Here is a 22121-nt window from a genome sequence, read left to right as displayed (position 1 = left end):
GCACCATGTCGATCGACGTCAACAACGAGTCCGGCACCGAGGTCGATGAGCAGGCGATCCTCGACATCGCCCGCTACGCGCTCGCGCGGATGCGCATCCACCCGCTCTCCGAGCTCTCGGTGATCGTCGTGGACGCCGACGCCATGGAGCAGCTGCACGTCCAGTGGATGGACCTGCCGGGCCCCACGGATGTCATGTCCTTCCCGATGGACGAGCTGCGCCCGCCGTCCAAGGACGACGAGGAGCCGCCGCAGGGACTGCTCGGCGACATCGTGCTGTGCCCGGAGGTCGCCACCAAGCAGGGCGCCGAGGCGCCGACGCAGCACTCCATGGACGAGGAGCTCCAGCTCCTGACCGTCCACGGGGTGCTGCACCTGCTCGGCTACGACCATGAGGAGCCCGACGAGAAGGCGGAGATGTTCGGGCTCCAGGCCGCCATCGTGGACGGCTGGCGTGCGGAGAAGGGCATGACGGGGCCGTCCCCGGCCCCGACCGTGTCATGACCCGCGAACTGATCATCGGCGCGATCGCCCTGGTCGTCGTCGCCTGGCTCGCCGCCTGCGCGGAGGCGGGCCTGGCGCGCGTCTCCAGCTTCCGCGCCGAGGAGGCCGTGCGCAGCGGCCGGCGCGGCAGCGCCAAGCTCGCCCAGATCGCCGCGGACCCGACCCGCTATCTCAATGTGGCGCTGCTGGTGCGTGTCGCCTGCGAGATGGCCGCGGCCTCGCTCGTCACCTACGCCTGCCTCCAGGAGATGTCCAGCACCGCCGAGGCGCTGCTGGTCGCCATCGCGGTCATGGTGCTCGTGTCGTACGTCGCCGTAGGCGTCTCCCCGCGCACCATCGGCCGCCAGCACCCGCTGAACACGGCGACGGCCGCGGCGTATGTCCTGCTGCCACTGGCCCGGATCATGGGCCCGATCCCGTCCCTGCTGATCCTCCTCGGCAACGCCCTCACCCCCGGCAAGGGCTTCCGCCGCGGTCCCTTCGCCTCCGAGGCGGAGCTGCGCGCGCTGGTCGACCTCGCCGAGAAGGAGTCCCTCATCGAGGCCGAGGAGCGCCGCATGGTGCACTCGGTCTTCGAGCTGGGCGACACCCTGGTGCGGGAGGTAATGGTCCCGAGGACGGACCTGGTGGTCATCGAGCGTTACAAGACCATCCGCCAGGCGCTGACCCTGGCCCTGAGGTCCGGCTTCTCGCGCATACCGGTCACCGGGGAGAGCGAGGACGACATCGTGGGGATCGTGTACCTCAAGGACCTGGCCCGCAAGACGCACATCAGCCGGGACGCCGAGTCCGAGCTGGTGTCCACCGCCATGCGGCCGGCCACGTTCGTGCCCGACACCAAGAACGCGGGCGATCTGCTGCGCGAGATGCAGAAGGAGCGCAACCACGTCGCCGTCGTCATCGACGAGTACGGCGGCACGGCCGGGATCGTCACCATCGAGGACATCCTGGAGGAGATCGTCGGTGAGATCACCGACGAGTACGACCGCGAGCTTCCCCCGGTGGAGGAGCTGGGCGGGGACCGCTACCGGGTCACCGCCCGCCTCGACATCGGCGACCTCGGCGAGCTGTACGGGCTCGAGGCGTACGACGACGAGGACGTGGAGACCGTCGGCGGCCTCCTCGCCAAGGCGCTGGGCCGGGTGCCCATCGCGGGTGCCTCTTCGGTCGTGGAGCTGCCGGACGGGCGCGAGCTGCGGCTGACCGCGGAGTCCGCCGCCGGGCGCCGGAACAAGATCGTGACCGTGTTGGTGGAGCCGGTGGGACCGGCCGCCGAGCCTTCGCGGGAAGAGCCGGAATGACCCCTCAGGAGTTGCGCGCCCTGTGCCTGTCGTTCAACGCGGTGGTGGAGGACTTCCCCTTCAACCCCGAGACGTCGGTCTTCAAGGTCCACGGCAAGCTGTTCGCACTGACGAACCTGGACGCCCGGCCCCTGAAGGTCAACCTCAAGTGTGACCCGGAGGACGCGGTCCGGCTGCGCGAGCAGTACGAGGGGCTGATCATGCCGGGCTGGCACATGAACAAGCGCCACTGGAACACGGTAGTCGTGGACGGGGGGTTGCCGGGGCGGCTGGTGCGGGAGCTGGTCGAGGATTCGTACGACCTTGTCGTCGCCGGTCTGCCGCGGGGGGTTCGGCTGGGGCTGGACCGGCCCTGACCCGGTGACCTGCGGTCCGCTGTGGGGGTTTGCGCAGTTCCCCGCGCCCCGTCGGTGGGGTGCCCCGCGCGTTTCCGCCTGCTGGTGCGTCGTGGGTTTGCGCAGTTCCCCGCGCCCCTGTCGTGGGGCCGCCCCGCGCGTTTCGAACTGCGGGTGCGTCGTGGTGATTGCGCTGTTCGCCGTGCCCTGGGCCGAGGGGCGTCTTGGGCTTCGTATGCTCTGGTCATGACCGACAGCAACGCACTCGATCCCGAGGACCGCAAGATCGTCACTCTGGCCCGTTCCGCGCGGGCCCGTAACGGTGTGCCCGAGGGGGCGGCGGTACGGGACGAGACCGGGCGGACGTATGTGGCCGGGACCGTGTCCCTCGACTCCCTGAAGCTGAGCGCACTGCGGACCGCGGTGGCGATGGCGGTGGCGTCCGGGGCGAAGTCCCTGGAGGCGGCGGCGGTCGTGACCGAGGCGGTGTCCGCGTCCGGGGAGGACCTGGCGGCCGTACGCGACCTCGGCGGGACGGGGACGCCCGTGCTCGTGGCGTCGCCCGACGGCACGGTACGGCTGACGGTTCCTGCGAGCTGAGATCCCACGGGGGCGGGCCACCGCCCCCTCGGACACCCGGAACTGACGGGCCGTCAGCCCATTTGCCGCATCCCCATTGACTTCTCACACGACCCCCACGTCAATGGCCCCCTGTCGGCGCAGAAGAGCCGCTGCGCCCAAATCCATCACAAGGGGGCATTCATGGCCTCGGGAACCCGAAGACACCGCTGGGCCTCGGTGCTCGCGGTGACCGCTCTGGCGGTCGCCGGGGGCGGTGCGCTGGCCGCTCCGGCGAGCGCGGCCTCACAGCAGGTGAGCTTCCCCACCCACTGCATCCCGCCCGCGGTCGCGGGCATACCTCCGATCGACGGCACGACCGCCGCGAAGATCACGGTGAGCAACGAAAGTCCCAAGGTCGGCGACACGGTCACCGTCACCTACACGGTGGTCACCCCCGCCGCGAGCAACCCCACCGACATCGCCCTGCCCGCCGACATCATGACGCCTTCCGGCAAGGTCACCCTGGGCGGCGCCCAGAGCGGCAGCGTCACGGTCACCGGGCCCAAGAAGAACGACCCCGTCGCGGGGAAGGCGCCTTTCCCGTCGTTCAGCATGACGGGCACCTTCACCGTCACCTCTCCCGGCGCCATCACGCTCTCGCCGGGCGACTACAACATCCACACCAGCTACATTCTCGAACTGGACACCCCCTGTACGGTCACCAACCAGCCCGCGCCCGTCTCCGAGACGGTCACCGCGGCGGACTCCACCCCGGTCAACACCCGTGCCATCACGCTCGGTTCGGCCTCCGGGAAGCCCGGTGACAGTGTCACCGTCCAGGGCAGCAACTTCACTCCGGGTGCGTCCGTCACGCTGGCGGGACGGTCCGGTGCCACGCAGACCGCGGACACCGCCACCGTCACGGCCGACGCCCAGGGCGCGTTCAGCGGCTCGCTCGTCGTGAACGACAAGACGACGTCCGGTGTCGTGGCCTACGAGGGCGCCGCCTACAGCACGGACAAGGGGGCCGGTCCGGCGGCGTACACGGTGATCGACAACTCGCCGGTGCCTCCGGGCAGCCAGAAGCTCACCACCACGGTGAAGGCGGGAACCCTCTCGATGACACAGGCAGGGGACGCCGTCCAGCTGTCGGCCGTGGACTTCGGCAAGGGCGGGACCTCCCAGGGGGCCCTGCAGACGGTGACGGTCCAGGACTTCCGCGGCGGGCCCGCGGGCTGGTCCCTGACCGGCAAGGTCACCGACTTCACGGCTCCGGGCGGGAAGATCGACGCCGGAAAGCTGAGCTGGACGCCCGCGTGCGCCACCAAGGCGGGCAGCCCGAGCACCTGTCAGGCGGGCTCGACGGGCACGGTCGGTCTTTCGGGGGCGACCCTGGCCTCCACCCCCGACGGCACGCTCACCGGCGGTGAGTTCACCGTCGACGCCGGTCTGTCGCTGAACGTTCCGGCATACACGCCCCCCGGTTCGTACTCGGGCGTGCTGACGCTCACGCTCACCTGACCGGACAGGTCCGGTTCATCACCTCACCAGGCGGCCGGGCGGCCCACGCACCGGGGTTCCGCGCCCGCCCGTCCGCCCCAGAGCCCCGGGGAGTCCGCACCCATGCGCAAGCCGTCCGTCCTCCTCCTGAGCCTCCTGCTGCCGCTGCTGTACCTCGCCTTCCCGGCCGCGTCCGCGTACGCGGCCGACAACGGCAGCTGGTCGGTGTATCCCGCCGCCTCGCAGCTCGGCTCCCGACCGTACTTCTATCTCTCCGCCGATCCCGGCACGACCCTGAGGGACGAGGTCGTCGTCGCCAACAAGACCGGGAAGCCGCTCACCTTCCGGCTCTACGCGGCCGACGCCTACAACACTGCGCGCGACGGCGGATTCGCCGTGCGGACGGTCACGGAGAAACAGCGCGGCGTGGGGGCCTGGGCGAAGCCCGCGAAGAGCCGGGTGACGGTGCCCGCGCACGGCTCGGTCACCGTTCCGTTCACTCTCCAGGTGCCCGAGGGCGCCGAGCCCGGCGACCATCCGGGTGCGCTGGTGGCCCTGGACGAGCAGATCGACAAGGGCACCGGCTCAGTGGCGCTCGGTGTGCAACGGGCCGTCGGCGCCCGGGTCTACCTCCGCGTCGGCGGGCCCACGGTTCCCGCCGTCGCCGTCGAGAACGTCCGCGTCACCCACCACCAGCCCCTGATTCCGGGCCTGGGCGAGAGCACCGCGACCGTCTCCTACACGCTGCACAACACCGGCAACGTCACCCTCGACCCGAAGGTGCAGCTGCGGGCGAAGGGCCTGTTCGGCCGTACGCTGCTCACACGCGACGTGGCGAACGTCCCCTCCGAGCTGCTGCCCGGCCAGCGCGTGCGGCTCACCGAACCGTGGCGCGGCGCACCGCAGTTCGACTGGGCCGATGTCACCCTGACGGCGAGCGCGAAGGACACCCGCGAGTCGGCGGGCACGTCGTTCCTCGCGCTGCCGTGGCTGGTGGTGTCCCTGGCGGCGGCCGCCGGCGCCGTGGCGGGAGGGCTCGTGGTCAGAGCGCGTCGGGGCCGCGTTCGCCCGTCCGTACCCGTACCAGCGTCTCCACCGGTACGGCCCACACCTTCCCGTCCCCGATCTTTCCTGTCTGCGCGGCCCTCACGATCGCGTCGATGACGGCTTCGGCGTCCGCGTCCTCCACCACGACCTCGATCCTGGCCTTCGGCACGAGGTCGACCCGGTACTCGGCGCCCCGGTAGACCTCGGTGTGGCCGCGCTGGCGGCCAAAGCCGCTCGCCTCGGTCACGGTCAGGCCGTGCACGCCGAGCTCCTGGAGCGCCGTCTTCACGCCGTCGAGGCGGAACGGCTTGACGATCGCGGTGATCAGCTTCATGTCTGGGACGTGACCTTCTGCGCGGCGGGGTGGGAGGTGACGGAGTGGCCGACCGGGGCGCCATGGCCCAGGACCCCGTGATCGTAGGCCGTTTCGGCGTGCACCGTCAGGTCGAGGCCGGTGTGCTCCTCCTCCTCGCTCGCGCGCAGGCCCATCACCTTGTCGATCAGCTTGCCGACGCCGTAGGTCACGGCGAAGGCGTACACCGCGACGGCCGCCACGGCCAGCGCCTGCTTGCCCAGCTGGGCGAGGCCGCCGCCGTACAGCAGTCCCTCGCTCCCGCCGGTCATCTCCTTGACCGCGAAGACGCCGATCAGCAGCGTGCCGATGATCCCGCCGACCAGGTGGACGCCGACGACGTCGAGGGAGTCGTCGTAGTTCAGACGGAACTTCCAGCTCACGGCGTACGAGCAGACGACTCCGGCGGCCAGGCCCACGACCAGCGCTCCGAGCAGGGACACGGTGCCGCAGGACGGGGTGATGGCGACCAGTCCCGCGACCGCGCCCGAGGCCGCGCCGAGCGTGGTGGGGTGGCCGTCGCGCTTCTGCTCGACGAAGAGCCAGCCGAGCAGACCGGTGCAGCCGGCGGCGAGGGTGTTGAGGAACGCGGAGGCGGCCAGCCCGTTCGCGCCGAGGGCCGATCCGGCGTTGAACCCGAACCAGCCGAACCACAGCAGTCCCGCCCCGAGCATCACCATCGGCAGGTTGTGCGGGCGCATGGCGTCCTTCTTGAAGCCGAGGCGCGGCCCGAGGACCAGGCACAGCGCGAGCCCGGAGGCACCGGAGGTGATCTCGACGGGCAGACCGCCCGCGAAGTCCAGCGCGCCGAGACGGTCGACGATCCAGCCGCCCGGCCCCCACACCCAGTGGGTGACCGGAACGTATACGAGCAGCGCCCACACGGGTACGAAGACGAGCCACGCCCCGAACTTCGCCCGGTCCGCGACGGCGCCGCTGATCAGGGCGGCCGTGATGATCGCGAAGGTGAGCTGGAAGGTCGCGAACAGGACGGTGGGCACGCTGCCGTGGAGGCTGCCGGGGCCGATCCCCGCCATGCCGGCGTTCTTGAGACCGCCGATCAGCCCGCCCGCGCTGTCGTTCCCGAAGGCGAGCGAGTAGCCCACGGCCAGCCACACCACCGTCACCAGGGCGATCGACACGAAGCTCATCATCAGCATGTTGAGGACGCTCTTCGCGCGCACCATGCCGCCGTAGAAGAGGGCCAGGCCCGGGGTCATCAGCAGGACGAGGGCGGTGGCGGCGAGCAGCCAGGCGGTGTCACCGGTGTCGAGGGCGGGTGTCTTGGCGGCCAGGAACGCGGTCGCGGTCTCCACGGACGGTCTCCTCGGGATCGGGGCTCGTCCGAGCGTCATGGTCACGCGTTTCCGGTCGCGTACGGGGATGTTTCGATGACGTTTCGTGTTGCGCGGGGGTTTCCGGAACCTCACGGTGCCGTGCCGCGGCGCCGGGGGGTGCGGCGGGGGTCCGTGGATCAGGGAGAATGGGCGCCATGAGCGTTCGCACCCAGTCCCCCGAGCCGACCGAGGCCGCCCACCGGGCGGGTTTCGCCTGTTTCGTCGGCCGCCCCAACGCGGGCAAGTCCACCCTCACGAACGCTCTGGTCGGGCAGAAGGTGGCGATCACCTCGAACCGGCCGCAGACGACGCGGCACACGGTACGGGGCATCGTGCACCGGCCGGACGCCCAGCTGATCCTGGTCGACACCCCCGGTCTGCACAAACCTCGCACGCTGCTCGGCGAGCGGCTCAACGACGTCGTGCGGACGACCTGGGCCGAGGTCGACGTGATCGGCTTCTGTCTGCCCGCCGACCAGAAGCTCGGCCCGGGTGACCGTTTCATCGCCAAGGAACTGGCGGGGATCAAGAAGACCCCGAAGGTCGCGATCGTCACGAAGACCGACCTCGTGGACCCCAAGGCGCTGGCCGAGCAGCTGATCGCGATCGACCAGCTCGGCAAGGAGCTGGGGATCGAGTGGGCCGAGATCGTGCCCGTGTCCGCGGTCGGGGACAAGCAGGTGGAACTGCTGGCCGATCTGCTGATCCCGCTGCTGCCCGAGGGCCCGACGCTCTACCCCGAGGGCGACCTGACGGACGAGCCGGAGCAGGTCATGGTGGCGGAGCTGATCCGTGAGGCGGCGCTGGAGGGCGTGCGCGACGAGCTTCCGCACTCCATCGCGGTGGTGGTGGAGGAGATGCTGCCGCGCGAGGACCGCCCCGCGGACAAGCCGCTCCTGGACATCCACGCGAACGTCTACATCGAGCGGCCCAGCCAGAAGGGCATCATCATCGGCCCGAAGGGCAAGCGCCTCAAGGAAGTCGGCATCAAGTCCCGCAAGCACATCGAGGCGCTGCTCGGGACGCCGGTGTTCCTGGACCTCCATGTGAAGGTGGCGAAGGACTGGCAGCGGGACCCGAAGCAGCTGCGCCGCCTGGGCTTCTGAGTCTTTCCGGTCTTCAGGGAGAGCCGCGGAACCCGATCGTCGGCACGGCCCTGCGGCGCGGCCAGGGCTCGGCCGGTGCCTCCGGAATGAGCCCCTCCAGGAACGCGTACCGGCCGAGCGCGGCAGGGTCCTGGTCCTCGTAGGACTGGACCCTGCGCCACCATGCCGCGATCTCGGACCATCCGGGTGCCGAGAGCGAGCCGCCGAACTCCTGTACGGACAGGGCGGCGGTCAGTCCGGCGAAGGCGAGGCGGTCGGCGAGCGGCCAGTCGGCCAGCGTGCCGGTGACGAAGCCCGCCACGAAGACATCTCCCGCTCCCGTAGGGTCCAGCGCCTCGACGGCGATCGCGGGCACCCCGGCGCTCTCCCCGGTACGCCGGTCGACGGCGTACGCGCCCTCGGCGCCGAGGGTGACGACGGCCAGGGGTACGTATTCGGTCAGCGCGTGGGCGGCGGCGCGCGGGCAGTCCGTGCCCGTGTACCGCATGGCTTCCTCCGCGTTCGGCAGGAACGCCTCGCAGTGTTCGAGGTCCGCGAGGCCCGCCGGGTCCCAGGCACCGGTCTCGTCCCAGCCGACGTCGGCGAAGACACGGGTGCCGTGGTGCGCGGCCTTGCCGATCCAGGGGGCGCGGCGGCCGGGGGTCAGTGAGGCGACGGCGGCGCGGGCGCGGGGCGGGCAGAGGGGGCCGGGTGCCTCCGGTGGCGGCTCGTGGCCGTGGGAGACCATGGTGCGCTCCCCCTCGTACGCCATGGAGACGGTGACCGGCGAGTGCCAGCCGGCGACGCGCCTCGAGGTCGAGAGGTCGATGCCCTCGCCCTGCTCCATCTCGTCCCAGCAGTACTCGCCGTAGTGGTCGTCGCCGAAGGCCGCCGCGAGGCAGGTCTTCAGGCCGAGCCGGGCCAGCGCGGTGGCCATGTTGGCGACACCACCGGGGCTGGAGCCCATGCCGCGCGCCCAGGACTCGGTGCCGCGGACCGGGGCGGAGTCGAGGCCGGTGAAGACGATGTCGAGGAAGACCGTGCCCGTGAGGTAGACGTCCCACGGCGGATCTCCGGGCGCGCGCAGGGCGGCGAGCGGGTCGGTGTGGGACGGGTGGTGATGGTGTTCCTCTCCGAAGATCCCGGTCACGGTGGCTCCCTGGCATGGTGCGGATCCAGCCAGTGTGCACCAAACCGGCCCTGGAGCGAGGCGCGAAAGCCCGGTAGGGGCGCGGGAACGCACAACCCCTGCCACTCACCGGTCAGCAAAAAATTGCCACTTCTACCCGCACCCACCAGCCCCAAACCAATCAGTGACCCAGATCACACACTCTCAGCTTTTTTCTCGAACCGCGTGCTTGATACAAATTGCCCGCGCGTTCCTGTCGGTCGACGGACGGCGCCCCCTTCCCTTGAGCCGCCCCTTCCGCCTGCCCTGGAACGCCCGTGCCCTCGCGCCCCGCTCAGCCCTGGCCCCTCGTCGCCCTTTTCACGGTCGGGTACCTGGCCGCGTACATGCTGCCCACCACCGTCGACAGACTCGACTCCGGGCTCGCGCTGTCGGCCACCGCGGCGGGCTCCATCGGCACCGCCCTGCTGCTGAGTTCGGCCGCGGCGGGCTTCCTGCTCGCCTCCCATGTCCACCGTGTCGGCCCCCGCCGGCTCGCACGCGCCGGGCTGCTGCTCTGTGCCGCCGGATACGGCACGGCCGCGCTCAGCCACAGCATCCCCGTGGTCGTGGCGGGGGCGGTCGTCGGCGGCTTCGGCTCCGGTACGGCCACCACGGTCGCCGCGACCGGCATCGCCGCCGAGCGCGACCCGCACCGCGTCTCCACCATGGGCCTGCTCGGAGTCTCGGCGCTCGCCGGGGCGGTCTACCTGACGGTTCCTCACCTCGGCCCGGGCCATGGCCAGCCGCTCGGGGCCCTCGCGCTCACCGCGCTGCTCGTGTGGCCACTGGCCGGCCGCCTCACCGCCCCCGGGTCGAGCGGGCCCCAGCAGACCGGCGGCACCGGCCGTCTGCCGCACGCGCGCTCGGGCCTCGTCCTCGCGGTCGGCATCCTGCTCTGGTCCCTCGCCCAGAACGCCCTGTGGGGCGTCAGCGGGCGCATCGGCCTCGGCCAGGCGCATCTGACCGAGGTGACGGTCGGCGCCGTCTTCGCCATCGCGCTCGGCGCCGGACTGCTCGGCGTGATGGGAGCGAGCGTGCTAGGCGCGCGCCTCGGCCGCGCGCTGCCCATCGGCGGCGGAACCGCCCTCATCGCCGGATGCATCGTGCTCAGCGCCTCCGCGAGCGGCCTGGGCACCTTCGCGACCGGCGAGATCGCCTGGAACGTGCTGTACCCGATCGTCCTGTCCTACCTGCTCGGCCTCTCCGCCTCGCTGGACCGGAGCGGACGCTGGGCGGTGCTGGTCGGCTCGGCCTCCTCGCTCGGCACGGCGGCGGGCCCCCTGGCGGGCAGCCTGCTGGCGGCGTGGGCGGGCTTCCCGACGATGGGGACGATCCTCGCCGCGAGCCTCCTGGCGATCACCCTCCCCCTGACCGCGGTCGCCCGCCACACCTCCGGCCACCCCATCCTGCCGGTCGCGGTACGCCGCCGGGGCGCCACATCGACCACGGTGGTGGCCGCGGCAACGGCCACCCCCGACCCGCAGATAGTGGAAATCCCCCTGGACACCCCGCCCACGCCCCGGGCGGCGTACGACACGGCGGGCCCTCAGCACGCGGCGGAGCGCTGAGCCGAAGCCTTCGGTCCCGTCCTGCGCACATGAACGGCCGGGCCGGGGTTCCGGGTCCGCCCGCCGACCCGGACGAAGGCGCTAACGCCCGGTGAACCGATACGCCTCCACCTCGGAGAGGTACCGCTCCCTGCGCGCCTCATCGCCCTCCAGGAACGCCGCCGTGAACGAGTTCCGGGCCAGTTGCCGCATATGTTCCTCGCCCAGCTGCGGCAGAGCCGCCCTCACGGCGTGGAAGTTGTCCCCCACATAGCCCCCGAAGTACGCGGGATCATCGGAGTTGACGGTGCACACCAGCCCCGCCTCGAGCATCGCGGCCAGTGGATGCTCCTCCAGCCGGCGCACGGCCCGCAGCCGTACGTTCGACAGCGGGCACACCGTCAGCGGTACTCGTTCCCGTGCCAGTCGTTCGACCAGTGCCGGATCCTCCATGCAGCGCACCCCGTGGTCGATCCGCTCGGCGCCCAGGACGTCCAGCGCCTCGGTGATGTACTCGGGCGGCCCCTCCTCCGCGGCGTGGGCGACCCGTCGCAGGCCCAGAGCGGCGGCGGTCTCGTACACCTCGCGGAACTTCGACGGCGGATGGCCGACCTCGGCGGAGTCCAGACCGACGCCGATGATCCGGTCGAGATACGGCTTCGCGGCCTCCAGCGTCCGCAGCGCGGACTCGGCGGTATCGTCCCGCAGGAAGCACATGATCAGGTGGGTGGAGACCCCGTGGTTCTCCTCGCTGCTGCCCAGCGCACGCCACAGACCTTCGACCACCGTGCCCATGTCGACACCCCGCGCGATATGGGCCTGCGGGTCGAAGAAGATCTCGGCATGCCGTACGCCCTGGGCGGCGGCGCGTTCCAGGTAGGCGATGGCGAGGTCCTCGAAGTCCTGCTCGGTCCGCAGGACGGCCATCAGTTCGTAGTACAGGTTCAGAAAGGACTGGAGGTCCTCGAAGGCGTACGCCGCTCGCAACCGCTCGGTGTCGGCGTACGGCAGTTCGACGTCGTTGCGCTTGGCGAGGGCGAAGGCCAGCTCCGGTTCGAGCGTGCCTTCGATGTGGAGGTGCAGTTCGGCTTTGGGGAGGGGCATCGGGCCATCGTACGGGCGATTTGTTCCGATTCCGCGCTGCCCGGCCTCAACGCCGCTTCGGCAGCGGTACCCGCATCAGGTCGTGTGCCACCGTCAGCTCCCCCTCGAACCCGGCGGCTCGCGCCTGCCGTCCGAACTCCGCCCCCGCCTCGGCGCGCGGTGTGCCCTCGGGGTCCGTGTACCGCTGGCTGAAGTGGGTGAGGACGAGATGGCGCACCCCGGCCTCGGCGGCGACGCGTCCGGCCTGGCCGGCCGTCAGATGGCCGTGGTCGGCGGCGAGCGGGGCGTCCTCGTCCAGGAAGGTCGACTCGATGACCAGCATGTCGCAGCCCTCGGCGAGGGCGTGCACGCCCTCGCACAGCCGGGTGTCCATGACGAAGGCGAACCGCTGTCCGCGCCGCACCTCGCTGACCTCGTCCAGGGACACCCCGCGCAGGGAACCCTCTCGCTGGAGCCGTCCGACGTCGGGGCCCTTGATGCCGTGCGCGGCGAGCAGCTCGGGCAGTATGCGGCGACCGTCGGGTTCGGTCAGCCGGTAGCCGTAGGACTCCACGGGGTGGGACAGCTTGCGGGCCTCCAGCGTGTAGGCGGGGGTGACCGCCAAGGGGCCGTCGGCGGCGGCCGGCGCCTCGGTCAGCGCGACGGTCTCGCGGTACGCCGTCGCGTACCGCAGCCTCTCGAAGAACCGCTGCCCCGACTTCGGGTAGTGCGCGGTGACCTCGTGCGGCACCTGGTCGAGGTTGATCCGCTGGATGACCCCGGCGAGGCCGAGGGAGTGGTCCCCGTGGAAGTGCGTGACGCAGAGCCGGTCGATGTCATGGGCGGCGACCCCGGCGCGCAGCATCTGCCGCTGGGTGCCCTCTCCGGGGTCGAAGAGGATTCCCTCACCGTCCCAGCGCAGCAGATAGCCGTTGTGGTTGCGGTGCCGGGTGGGGACCTGGCTGGCGGTGCCGAGGACCACCAGTTCACGTACGGACACGGTCGCTCACCCGGGGGGCCACTGCATGCCACGGCCGCCCAGGACATGGCCGTGGGCGTGCCAGACGGTCTGCCCGGCGCCACTGCCGGTGTTGAAGACGAGGCGGTAGCTGTCGAGCTTTTCCTGCGCGGCGACCTCGGCCGCCTCCTTCAACAGGTCGGCGGTGATGGCCGGTTCGGCGGCGGCGAGGGCGGCGATGTCCGGGTGGTGGACCCGGGGGATGACCAGCACATGGGTCGGCGCCTGGGGGTTGATGTCCCGGAAGGCCACCGTCGTCTCGGTCTCCCGGACGAGCGTGGCCGGGATCTGCCCGGCGACGATCTTGCAGAACAGACAGTCGTCCTGCGGTTCTCCCGCCATGTGCGTGCCTCCTCACACCGACTGATCACGACCACGGCATCGTATCGGTCCGGCCACCGCCACCGGTCACCACTACGGCAGCCAGTGCTGCGACCGGAAAGGTTCACCGGCTCGCGACGCCCGGCACGGCGCCTCGAGCCTTCCGGCAAACCTTTCCGGCCACGGCACCAGGGACTACGGCAGCCCGGGCGGGCGTTTCGCCGGTGTCGCCTCGAGCGCCTCCAGTGCCAGCCGGATCGCCTCGTCGAGCTGGGCGTCGCGTCCGGCGGCGTGGTCCTGGGGCCGCTGGATGACCTCCACGTCCGGATCGACCCCGTGGTTCTCCACGTCCCAGCCGTAACCCTCCAGCCAGAAGGCGTACTTCGGCTGCGTCACCAGCGTTCCGTCCACGAGGTGGTACTTGCTGTCGATGCCGACGACTCCGCCCCAGGTCCGCGTGCCGACCACCGGTCCGATGCCGAGCGCCTTCACCGCCGCGTTCACGATGTCCCCGTCCGAACCGGAGAACTCGTTGGCCACGGCGACGACGGGACCGCGCGGCGCGTCCTCGGGGTAGCTGTACGCGCGCATACCGCGCGGCAGGTCCCAGCCCACGATCCGCCGCGCCAGCTTCTCCACGACGAGCTGGGAGGTGTGCCCGCCGCGATTCTCCCGGACGTCCACGACCAGCCCGTCCCGGGCGACCTCGACGCGCAGATCGCGGTGGAGCTGCGCCCAGCCGGAGCCCACCATGTCCGGCACATGCACATACCCGAGCCGCCCGCCGGACCGCTCGTGCACATAGGCCCGCCGGTCGGCCACCCACGCGTGGTACCTGAGCGGCTCCTCGTCCGCGATCGGTACGACGACGGTGTGTCTCGGCTCGCCGCCGCCCGCCGGGGAGACCGTGAGCTCGACCGGTGTACCCGCCGTGCCGACCAGCAGCGGCGCGGGCCCCATTACCGGGTCCACCGGCCGCCCACCGACCGCGACGATCGCGTCCCCTGCCCGTACGGCGACGCCGGGCGCGGCCAGCGGCGCCCGTGCGTCGGGGTCGGACGTCTCGGAGGGCAGCACCCGGTCGATGCGCCAACTTCCGTCGGCATGGCGGGAGATGTCGGCGCCGAGCAGGCCCTGGCGCCGGTCCGCGCCGGATCCGTGGCCGCCCGGCGTGACGTACGCGTGCGAGGTGCCCAGCTCGCCGTGCACCTCCCACAGGAGGTCCACGAGGTCGTCATGGGTGGCCACCCGTTCGAGCACCGGCCGGTACCGGTCCAGGACTCCGTCCCAGTCGACCCCGCCCATGTCCGGGCGCCAGAAGTTGTCCCGCATGATGCGGCCGGTCTCGTCGAACATCTGCCGCCACTCGGCCGCGGGATCGACGGTCTGCCGCACCCGCGACAGGTCGACGGTGATGTTCGCGTCGCTGTCGTCGTCGTTCGGGGCGCGCCGGTCGCTCGGCACCACCTTGAGCTTGCCGTCGGTCCACAGCAGGGCCCGCTTGCCGTCCCCGGTGACCGCGAAGTGGTCGGCGTCGGCGGCGAGGTGTTCGAGGCGTCGCTGGACGAGGTCGTAGCGCTCCAGCTCGGTCTTGGGCTCGGGGTCGTCGGGCGTGGCGCGCGACGTGCCGAGCACGCCCTGCACCGGGTGGCGCAGCCACAGCAACCCGTCCTTGGCGGCGCGCAGCCCGGAGTAGCGCGCGGCCTCGACCGGGAAGGGCACGATCCGGTCGGCGAGCCCGTCCAGGTCGATCCGGGTCGAGGGCACGCCCTCGCTGTCGGGTGTCTCGTCCTTCTCAGGCGCCTCGAAGAGGCGGCCGTGGCGCTGCGGTCCGAAGGGCGAGGGGGTCGTGGCGGCGAGGGTGATCAGGTACGGCCGCGCGCCGCCCACGAAGGCCAGGTCGAAGACGTGTTCGTCGTAGACGGGGTCGAAGGAGCGGGCGGAGAGGAACGCCAGGTGCTTGCCGTCCAGGGTGAACGCGGGCGAGTAGTCGCGGAAGCGGAGCGGGGTCGCCTCCGTCACCGACAGGTCGGTGGTGTTGGCGAGCTTGAGCTGGGCCAGCGGGCGCGGACCCGGGTGCGACCAGGCCAGCCACGCCGAGTCCGGCGAGAAGACCAGTCCGCCGATCTCACCGTCCTCGCTGCGGTCGACCTCGCGCACCTCACCGCTGTCCCGCTCGATCAGCAGCACCCGCCCGTCGTGCGAGGCGACCGCGATCCGGCCGCCGTCGGGCGCCACTGCCATGCCCAGCACACGACCGAGCTGACCCACGGCCAGTCGTCGCGGAATGGAGCCGGGCAGCAGACCGGTGGCGGGCGCGAGTTCGAGCGCGTCCTCGCCCTCGGCGTCCGTCACCCACACCACCCACTCCTCGCCCTCGGCGCGGAAGGTGCGCGGCAGCCGGCCGCGTACGCCCTGCTCGGCGGCGAGCGCGCGGGTGGGGCCCGAGCGATGCGTGACCCAGTGGACGGCTCCGCGCACGCTGACGGCGCTACCGCGCCCGGTGTGGTCGGGCGAGGCGGCGCCGAACCAGCGGGAGGCGCTGACGGGGTACGGCTGGAGGTCGGTGCGCTGCCCGCCGAGCCGGATGTCCAGCCGCCGGGGTTCCGCACCCTCCAGGTCGTCGAGGAGCCAGAGTTCACCGGCGCGGGAGTACACGACCCGGGCGCCGTCGGTGGCGGCGTGCCGGGCGTAGAAGCCTTCCTCGAGCGGGGTGTGACGCCGCAGGTCGGACCCGTCGGCGAGCGACGAGTACAGCGCCCCGACGCCCTCGTGGTCGGAGAGGAACGCGATGCGCCCCCGAGTTCGCGGCTCCTCTCCCCCCTCCCCCGTTCCGACCCACACCGGGTACTCGATGTTGCCGTCCAAGTCCTCGTGCAGCCGTACGAACTCCCCGTCGCCCTCCCGGTCGATCCACAGCTTGCCCGCCGTGCCGCCGCGGTAGCGCTTCCACGAGGCGGCCTCGCGGCCCATGGTCGCGGACAGCAGCACCGTCATCGGACCGTGGGCGACCTCGCCGACGGGCCCGTAGGGCAGCGTGGTGGCCGGTCCGCCGTCGAGCGGTACGGCGCGGGCCCAGGTGCGGCGCAGCGATGCCTGGCCGGCCGTACTGAGGGCGAGCACCTCGCCACCGGGGGTCCAGCCGCGTACCTGGGTCTTCCAACTTCCCCAATACGTCAGGCGCTTGGCGGGTCCGCCGTCGATCGGGGCGACATGCACTTCGGGTGCGCCGTCGCGGGTGGAGGTCCAGGCTACGGTGGTCCCGTCCGGGGAGATGCGGGGATGGTTCACCGGAACGTTGTCGGCGCTGACCCGCCAGGCACGGCCGCCGTCGATCGGGGCGACCCAGACGTCGTCCTCGGCGGTGAAGGCGACCAACTCGCCGTGCGGGTGCGGAAACCTCAGGTACGCGTTCGATACGGACTGAGTCACCAGATCACCCTAAGCAGCGATCCCCGCCCCTGGCAGGGCTTTTCTCCATATCCACGCCTGAGGCACGTGCGTCACTTGCCCTGGACCGGCCAGCAGGTGGGGTCGCCCTGGCACCAGATCGTCCTGGTGACCGTCACCGTGACGGTGGGATTCGGCTGTCCCGGGTTCACCGAGTGGTACGACACCGGCGGCACCGGGGTGCCGGCGCCGCAGTCGCCCAGACCGCTGAGGTGGAACAGCTGTCTGCCGCCCACGGTGGCCCTGACGTCGCCGCGCACGCATTTGCCGTCGACGGCCCGGGTGACCCGGCCCTTGACGGTGATGGCCTTGCCGTCGTCGGTCTGTCCCTGGCAGTCGACGGTGACGATGGTGCTCACGGCGGGGGCGGGCGTCCGTCCCGCCGTGGAGTGCTGGTCGCCGTACTCGCCGGTGCAGCTCAGCCAACGTACCGTCACATGCTGCCGCTGGAGCTGCCGGGTGGCCGTCTGGTCGGTGGTGTACGCCACCGACGCGGAACTCAGGTCACCGGGCCGGCATGCGACAGCTCCGCCGACGCCGACCGCCACGAGCCCGGTCACCGCCGCGAGCCGCGGGACTCTCGGCCTCCGCCAAATCCGCCTCAATGCCCCCATGGAGGGCATCGTGCCACCGCTTCGCCGATGACGGTAGAGTGCATACGGCCATCCGGGCGCTCGCGTGCACCATCAAACGCATGCGCGGCGAACGTCGTATCAGACGCCCGGACCGTCAGGGGCGGAGCAGAAGCCACTCCTGGAGTTCCACCAGGTTGCCCTCCGGGTCCTTGAGGTGGGCGACGCGCATACGGTCGGTCATGGGGGCCGGTCCGTGCAGCAGCGTCGCGCCCCGGGACACTATCTCCTCGCAGTACGCGTCCAGATCGTCCAGGCGCAGCACCACCATCGAGCGGTGGCCCGTCGCCGCCTCGCCCAGTTCGCCGAGCATCCCGGCCATCATGGCCCGGTCCTGGAGCGCGATACCCGCCGAGCCGGTGCTGGGACTGAACTTCTCGTACGGGCCGTTCTCCGCCCCCGACTGGGGCTTGAGACCGAGGACTTCGGCATAGAAGCGGTAGCACGCGGCGAAGTCCGAGACCAGCAGCCGTATCTGTGCGAGTTCCACGGCGTCCCCTCGTGGGTCAGTGGGTCAGGACCATCGGCCCGTGCGGCCGAGCAGCAGCGCTGCCGCCGCGGTGCCGGCGGTCGATGTACGCAGGACAGTACGCCCCAGGCGGAACGGCCTCGCGCCCGCCTCCCCGAACAGCGCCAGCTCCTCGGGGGACACGCCTCCCTCGGGTCCGACGATCAGCACGATCTCGCCCTGGGCGGGGAGTTCGACGGTCGCGAGCGGTTCGTCGCCGCTCTCGTGCAGCACGGCCGCGAAGTCGGCCTCGGCCACAAGTGCTGCGACCTGCTTGGTCGTCGCGGCGTCCGCGACCTCCGGGAAGCGCACCCGGCGGGACTGCTTGCCCGCCTCGCGGGCGGTGGCCCGCCACTTGCCCAGCGACTTCAGCCCCCGGTCGCCCTTCCACTGGGTGATGCACCGGGAGGCCGCCCAGGGGACTATCGCGTCGACGCCCACCTCGGTCATGGTCTCCACGGCGAGTTCGCCCCGGTCACCCTTGGGCAGGGCCTGGACGACGGTGATGCGCACCGGCGCGGGCGGCTCCTCGTGGACGGCCTCCAGGTCCATGACCACCAGCCGGTCCTTGCCCTCGGCGGCCTTCACCACGCCCTCGGCCCAGTGCCCCTGACCATCGGTCAGGACCACGTCCTCGCCGGGCCGCAGTCGCTTCACGGAGACGGCGTGGCGCCCCTCGGGTCCGTCGAGCACGAACTCCGGCCCCACGGCGTCGAGTCGGTCCACGATGAACACTGGAGCCGTCATCGCCCGGCACCTCCCGCCGACAACGCTGTCGTGGCGGCCTTCAGTTCCGCCGCCAGCACCTGCACCAGCTGTCCGGCCGGCAGTTCACGGACCAGGCGGTGCCCCTGCCCGGCGAACAGCGCCATGCCCTGCGCGTCGCCCGCCTTCGCCGCCGCCTTGCGCACCGGCGAGGTGAGGTGGTTGATCTCGGGGTACGCGGCGGGCGCGTAGGGTCCGTGCTCCCGGATGAACCGGTTGACCAGAGCGCGCGCCGGGCGCCCGGAGAACGCACGGGTCAGGCCCGTGCGGACGAACAAGGGGTCGGTCAGTGCCCGCTTGTACACGGGAGCGGCTCCGGACTCGGGGGTCGGGATGAACGCGGTGCCGAGCTGCGCCGCGCTCGCGCCCGCCGCGAGTGCGGCGGCGATCTGGCTGCCGCGCATGAGGCCGCCCGCCGCCACGACCGGGATCTCCACGGTCTCGCGCATCTGGGCGAGGAGGGTGAGCAGGCCGATACCGGACCCGTCGTTCTCCTGGATGTCCCGGTGGGTGCCCTGGTGGCCGCCGGCCTCGATGCCCTGCGCGATCACGGCGTCGGCACCCGCGTTCTGCACCGCGAGCGCCTCGTCGGCCGTGGTCGCCGTGACGAGGGTGACGGTGCCCGCGCGCCGCAGGGACTCCAGGATCTCCGGGGCGGGGACCCCGAAGTGGAAGGAGACGGCCGGCACCGGGTTGTCGAGCAGGACGGCCAGCTTGACGTCGTAGCCGTCGTCGCGCCCGCTGTCCGGGTCGCCCAGTTCGGTGTCGTACCAGGTGGCCTCGCCGGCCAGCTGGTTGGCGTAGACCTCGACGGCGGCCGGGTCGGCGGACTCCGGCTGCGGCAGGAACACGTTCACGCCGAAGGGGCGGCTCGTGAGTCCGCGCACCTGCTTGATCTCCTGGTACATACCGTCGGCGGTCTTGTAACCGGCGGCGAGAAACCCCAGTCCCCCGGCCTCGGACACGGCGGCGGCCAGCTGCGGCACGGCGATGCCGCCCGCCATGGGGGCCTGCACGATCGGATGTCTGAGGAGATCGGTCAGTGCGGAGGACATGACCGCATCGTGTCACGTACTCGGCACAAGTCCGAATCCAGCCGTCCCCCGGCCTATTCCAGGGGACGGCCTCACGGGTGAGGGGCTCCGTCAGCGCCCGTTGAACGCATCCTTCAACCGCGAGAACAACCCCTGCTGCCCTGGCTGACTGTGCCTGCCCGGGGGACAACCCCCGGACCCCCGGCCGGGCCCACCGCGCCCTCACCAGCGCGATCAGCGCCCGTTGAACGCATCCTTCAACCGCGAGAACAACCCCTGCTGCCCTGGCTGGAACTGGCCCTGGGGCCGTTCCTCGCCGCGCAGTGCAGCCAGTTCCCTGAGCAGGCGCTCCTGCTCGGGGTCCAGCTTCGTCGGGGTCTGGACCTCGACATGCACGATCAGGTCGCCCCGGCCGCCGCCGCGCAGATGCGTGACACCGCGGCCGTGCATCGGGATCGACTGCCCGGACTGCGTACCGGGGCGGATGTCGACCTCCTCCAGGCCGTCCAGCGTCTCCAGCGGGACCTTCGTGCCGAGGGCCGCCGCCGTCATGGGGATGGTGACCGTGCAGTGCAGGTCGTCGCCGCGGCGCTGGAACATCGAGTGCGGCAGTTCGTGGATCTCGACGTACAGGTCTCCGGCGGGGCCGCCGCCGGGGCCGACCTCGCCCTCGCCCGCGAGCTGGATCCGCGTGCCGTTGTCGACACCCGCCGGGATCTTGACCGTGAGCGTACGGCGGGACCGTACGCGCCCGTCGCCCGCGCACTCCGGGCACGGGTTGGGGACGATCGTGCCGAAGCCCTGGCACTGCGGACACGGCCGCGACGTCATGACCTGGCCCAGGAAGGACCGCGTGACCTGCGACACCTCACCACGGCCACGGCACATGTCACAGGTCTGCGCGGAGGTGCCGGGCGCGGCGCCCTCTCCGTTGCAGGTGTTGCAGACGACGGCCGTGTCGACCTGGATGTCCTTCGTCGTACCGAAGGCCGCCTCGTCGAGCTCGATCTCCAGCCGGATCATGGCGTCCTGGCCCCGGCGGGTGCGCGAGCGCGGTCCGCGCTGCGACGCCGTGCCGAAGAACGCGTCCATGATGTCGGAGAAGTTCCCGAAGCCGCCCGCGCCGAAGCCGCCCGCACCGCCGCCCGCCTGGGACAGCGGGTCGCCGCCGAGGTCGTAGACCTGCTTCTTCTGCGGGTCCGAGAGCACCTCGTACGCGGCGTTGATCTCCTTGAACCGCTCCTGCGTCTTCGGATCGGGATTGACGTCCGGGTGCAGCTCGCGCGCGAGCCGGCGGAACGCCTTCTTGATCTCTTCCTGCGACGCGTCGCGGCGCACGCCGAGCACGGCGTAGTAGTCCGTGGCCACTTACGACTCCGCCAGGATCTGTCCGACGTACCGTGCCACCGCTCGTACCGCTCCCATCGTTCCCGGGTAATCCATGCGGGTCGGTCCGACCACGCCGAGTTTCGCTACTGCTTCGCCGCCCGAACCGTAGCCCACGGAGACCACGGACGTGGAGTTGAGTCCCTCATGCGCGTTCTCATGGCCGATACGCACCCGCATGGCCGGATCCTTTGCCTCGCCCAGCAGCTTGAGGAGCACGACCTGCTCCTCAAGTGCCTCCAGCACGGGGCGGATCGTGAGAGGGAAGTCATGTCCGAAACGGGTGAGATTGGCGGTGCCGCCGATCATCAGCCGCTCCTCGGTCTCCTCCACGAGCGTCTCCAGGAGGGTGGAGAGCACCACCGCGACCGTGCCGCGGTCCTCCGGCTCCTCGAAGGCCTCGGGAAGGTCCTGCACAAGCTGAGGAACGTCCGCGAAGCGGCGGCCCGCGACACGGCTGTTGAGCCGTGCGCGCAGATCCGCGAGAGACGTTTCTCCGAACGGCGCCGGGCAGTCGATCATGCGCTGCTCGACCCGTCCCGTGTCCGTGATCAGCACGAGCATCACCCTCGCGGGCGCCATGGACAGCAGCTCCACGTGCCGCACCGTCGAGCGGGTCAGCGACGGGTACTGCACGACGGCGACCTGCCGGGTGAGCTGCGCGAGCAGCCGCACCGTACGCGCCACGACGTCGTCCAGGTCGACGGCGCCCTCCAGGAAGTTCTGGATCGCGCGTCGCTCGGGCGGGCTCATGGGCTTGACGGCCGCGAGCTTGTCCACGAAGAGACGGTAGCCCTTGTCCGTGGGGATACGTCCGGCGCTGGTGTGCGGCTGGGCGATATAGCCCTCGTCCTCCAGCACGGCCATGTCGTTGCGGACGGTGGCGGGGGAGACGCCGAGGTTGTGGCGCTCGGTCAGTGCCTTGGAGCCGACCGGCTCCTCGGTGCCGACGTAGTCCTGGACGATGGCGCGCAGCACTTCGAGCCTGCGTTCACTGAGCATCGCGCGCACCTCCAGCGTTGCGTCCCCGTTGGCGTTTCCCCTGGCACTCCGCGCATCCGAGTGCCAGCAATCCCGGAGTCAGTGTACGGCGGGCGGGTACGCCCCCGGCAAGGGCGGGCGACTGCGCCGTACCGACGTGTACCGACCTGTCCCGGCGTGTCCTTCCAGGCCCGGCGGCCGGGC

20 protein-coding genes and 1 pseudogene are annotated in these 22121 nt (G+C 71.4%); 8 read left to right on the top strand and 13 right to left on the bottom strand.

All coding sequences use genetic code 11. The annotated features are described in order from the left end of the window. Positions 1 to 5: 5 nt before the first annotated feature. From ybeY to ABZ845_RS17290, 6 genes and pseudogenes are all read left to right on the top strand, one after another. Positions 6 to 503: an rRNA maturation RNase YbeY gene (ybeY, locus tag ABZ845_RS17315; protein ID WP_360979757.1), complete on the top strand. Its 498-nt coding sequence runs from the start codon at positions 6 to 8 to the stop codon at positions 501 to 503. Next, the gene (locus tag ABZ845_RS17310) at positions 500 to 1804 is read left to right on the top strand and encodes a hemolysin family protein (protein WP_360979754.1); all 1305 of its coding nucleotides are present in this window, start codon (positions 500 to 502) and stop codon (positions 1802 to 1804) included. The genes ybeY and ABZ845_RS17310 overlap by 4 nt, the downstream gene beginning before the upstream one ends. Then, positions 1801 to 2160, top strand: a complete 360-nt coding sequence (locus ABZ845_RS17305; protein ID WP_360979751.1) for an MmcQ/YjbR family DNA-binding protein — start codon at positions 1801 to 1803, stop codon at positions 2158 to 2160. Before ABZ845_RS17310 ends, ABZ845_RS17305 begins: the two co-directional genes overlap by 4 nt. 225 nt (positions 2161 to 2385) lie before the next feature. Continuing rightward, positions 2386 to 2739, top strand: a complete 354-nt coding sequence (locus ABZ845_RS17300; protein ID WP_360979748.1) for a cytidine deaminase — start codon at positions 2386 to 2388, stop codon at positions 2737 to 2739. A 162-nt stretch (positions 2740 to 2901) separates the two neighbouring features. Further along, on the top strand, positions 2902 to 4221 hold the full coding sequence (locus ABZ845_RS17295) for a beta-xylosidase (RefSeq protein ID WP_360979745.1): 1320 nt from the start codon (positions 2902 to 2904) through the stop codon (positions 4219 to 4221). A 102-nt stretch (positions 4222 to 4323) separates the two neighbouring features. Beyond that, positions 4324 to 5346: pseudogene (locus ABZ845_RS17290) on the top strand (DUF916 domain-containing protein); the annotation flags it as partial. Here ABZ845_RS17290 and ABZ845_RS17285 read toward each other — a convergent pair. Together ABZ845_RS17285 and ABZ845_RS17280 are read right to left on the bottom strand one after the other, a co-directional pair. Continuing rightward, complete coding sequence (locus ABZ845_RS17285) at positions 5243 to 5581, bottom strand: P-II family nitrogen regulator (RefSeq protein WP_360979742.1); 339 nt, start codon at positions 5579 to 5581, stop codon at positions 5243 to 5245. The pseudogene ABZ845_RS17290 and the gene ABZ845_RS17285 overlap by 104 nt on opposite strands. After that, positions 5578 to 6915 carry an ammonium transporter gene (locus ABZ845_RS17280; RefSeq protein ID WP_360979739.1) on the bottom strand — a complete coding sequence of 446 codons (1338 nt, stop codon included), beginning with the start codon at positions 6913 to 6915 and terminating at the stop codon, positions 5578 to 5580. The genes ABZ845_RS17285 and ABZ845_RS17280 overlap by 4 nt, the downstream gene beginning before the upstream one ends. A 167-nt stretch (positions 6916 to 7082) precedes the next feature. Here ABZ845_RS17280 and era point away from each other — a divergent pair, with 167 nt between their 5' ends. Further along, a complete protein-coding gene (gene era / locus ABZ845_RS17275; RefSeq protein WP_360979736.1) occupies positions 7083 to 8042 on the top strand; it encodes a GTPase Era in 960 nt (319 codons plus the stop codon). A 13-nt stretch (positions 8043 to 8055) separates the two neighbouring features. Here the strand turns inward: era and ABZ845_RS17270 are convergent, their stop codons facing one another. Further along, complete coding sequence (locus ABZ845_RS17270) at positions 8056 to 9171, bottom strand: PfkB family carbohydrate kinase (RefSeq protein ID WP_360979733.1); 1116 nt, start codon at positions 9169 to 9171, stop codon at positions 8056 to 8058. A gap of 296 nt (positions 9172 to 9467) precedes the next feature. Between ABZ845_RS17270 and ABZ845_RS17265 the strand changes: the two genes are divergently transcribed. Further along, the gene (locus tag ABZ845_RS17265) at positions 9468 to 10760 is read left to right on the top strand and encodes an MFS transporter (RefSeq protein ID WP_360979730.1); all 1293 of its coding nucleotides are present in this window, start codon (positions 9468 to 9470) and stop codon (positions 10758 to 10760) included. 81 nt (positions 10761 to 10841) lie between these two features. Here the strand turns inward: ABZ845_RS17265 and ABZ845_RS17260 are convergent, their stop codons facing one another. The 10 genes from ABZ845_RS17260 to hrcA form a co-directional block, all read right to left on the bottom strand. Further along, positions 10842 to 11843, bottom strand: a complete 1002-nt coding sequence (locus ABZ845_RS17260) for an adenosine deaminase (protein ID WP_360979727.1) — start codon at positions 11841 to 11843, stop codon at positions 10842 to 10844. Between the two features lie 46 nt (positions 11844 to 11889). Continuing rightward, positions 11890 to 12822, bottom strand: coding sequence for a ribonuclease Z (locus tag ABZ845_RS17255; RefSeq protein WP_360979725.1), 933 nt, complete (start codon positions 12820 to 12822; stop codon positions 11890 to 11892). A 6-nt stretch (positions 12823 to 12828) separates the two neighbouring features. Beyond that, on the bottom strand, positions 12829 to 13182 hold the full coding sequence (locus tag ABZ845_RS17250) for a histidine triad nucleotide-binding protein (RefSeq protein ID WP_360979722.1): 354 nt from the start codon (positions 13180 to 13182) through the stop codon (positions 12829 to 12831). Positions 13183 to 13356: 174 nt separating this feature from the next. Continuing rightward, positions 13357 to 16593, bottom strand: coding sequence for a S41 family peptidase (locus ABZ845_RS17245; protein WP_360979719.1), 3237 nt, complete (start codon positions 16591 to 16593; stop codon positions 13357 to 13359). Positions 16594 to 16664: 71 nt separating this feature from the next. Further along, complete coding sequence (locus ABZ845_RS17240; protein WP_360979716.1) at positions 16665 to 17225, bottom strand: hypothetical protein; 561 nt, start codon at positions 17223 to 17225, stop codon at positions 16665 to 16667. A gap of 115 nt (positions 17226 to 17340) precedes the next feature. Continuing rightward, positions 17341 to 17733, bottom strand: a complete 393-nt coding sequence (locus ABZ845_RS17235; RefSeq protein WP_360979713.1) for a VOC family protein — start codon at positions 17731 to 17733, stop codon at positions 17341 to 17343. Between the two features lie 24 nt (positions 17734 to 17757). Continuing rightward, on the bottom strand, positions 17758 to 18498 hold the full coding sequence (locus ABZ845_RS17230; protein ID WP_360979710.1) for a 16S rRNA (uracil(1498)-N(3))-methyltransferase: 741 nt from the start codon (positions 18496 to 18498) through the stop codon (positions 17758 to 17760). Continuing rightward, positions 18495 to 19571 (bottom strand): nitronate monooxygenase, encoded by a 1077-nt coding sequence (locus ABZ845_RS17225; protein ID WP_360979707.1) that lies wholly within the window; start codon positions 19569 to 19571, stop codon positions 18495 to 18497. The genes ABZ845_RS17230 and ABZ845_RS17225 overlap by 4 nt, the downstream gene beginning before the upstream one ends. Before the next feature lie 213 nt (positions 19572 to 19784). Beyond that, positions 19785 to 20918: a molecular chaperone DnaJ gene (gene dnaJ / locus ABZ845_RS17220; protein WP_360979704.1), complete on the bottom strand. Its 1134-nt coding sequence runs from the start codon at positions 20916 to 20918 to the stop codon at positions 19785 to 19787. Further along, positions 20919 to 21938, bottom strand: a complete 1020-nt coding sequence (gene hrcA, locus ABZ845_RS17215; protein ID WP_360979701.1) for a heat-inducible transcriptional repressor HrcA — start codon at positions 21936 to 21938, stop codon at positions 20919 to 20921. It abuts the gene before it with no gap. Positions 21939 to 22121: the final 183 nt, after the last annotated feature.

This window comes from Streptomyces sp. NPDC047022, assembly GCF_040644155.1.
Lineage (GTDB): Bacteria > Actinomycetota > Actinomycetes > Streptomycetales > Streptomycetaceae > Streptomyces.
The sequence above is the reverse complement of the archived record's forward strand: the minus strand, read 5'-3'. Positions and strand labels throughout refer to the sequence as shown.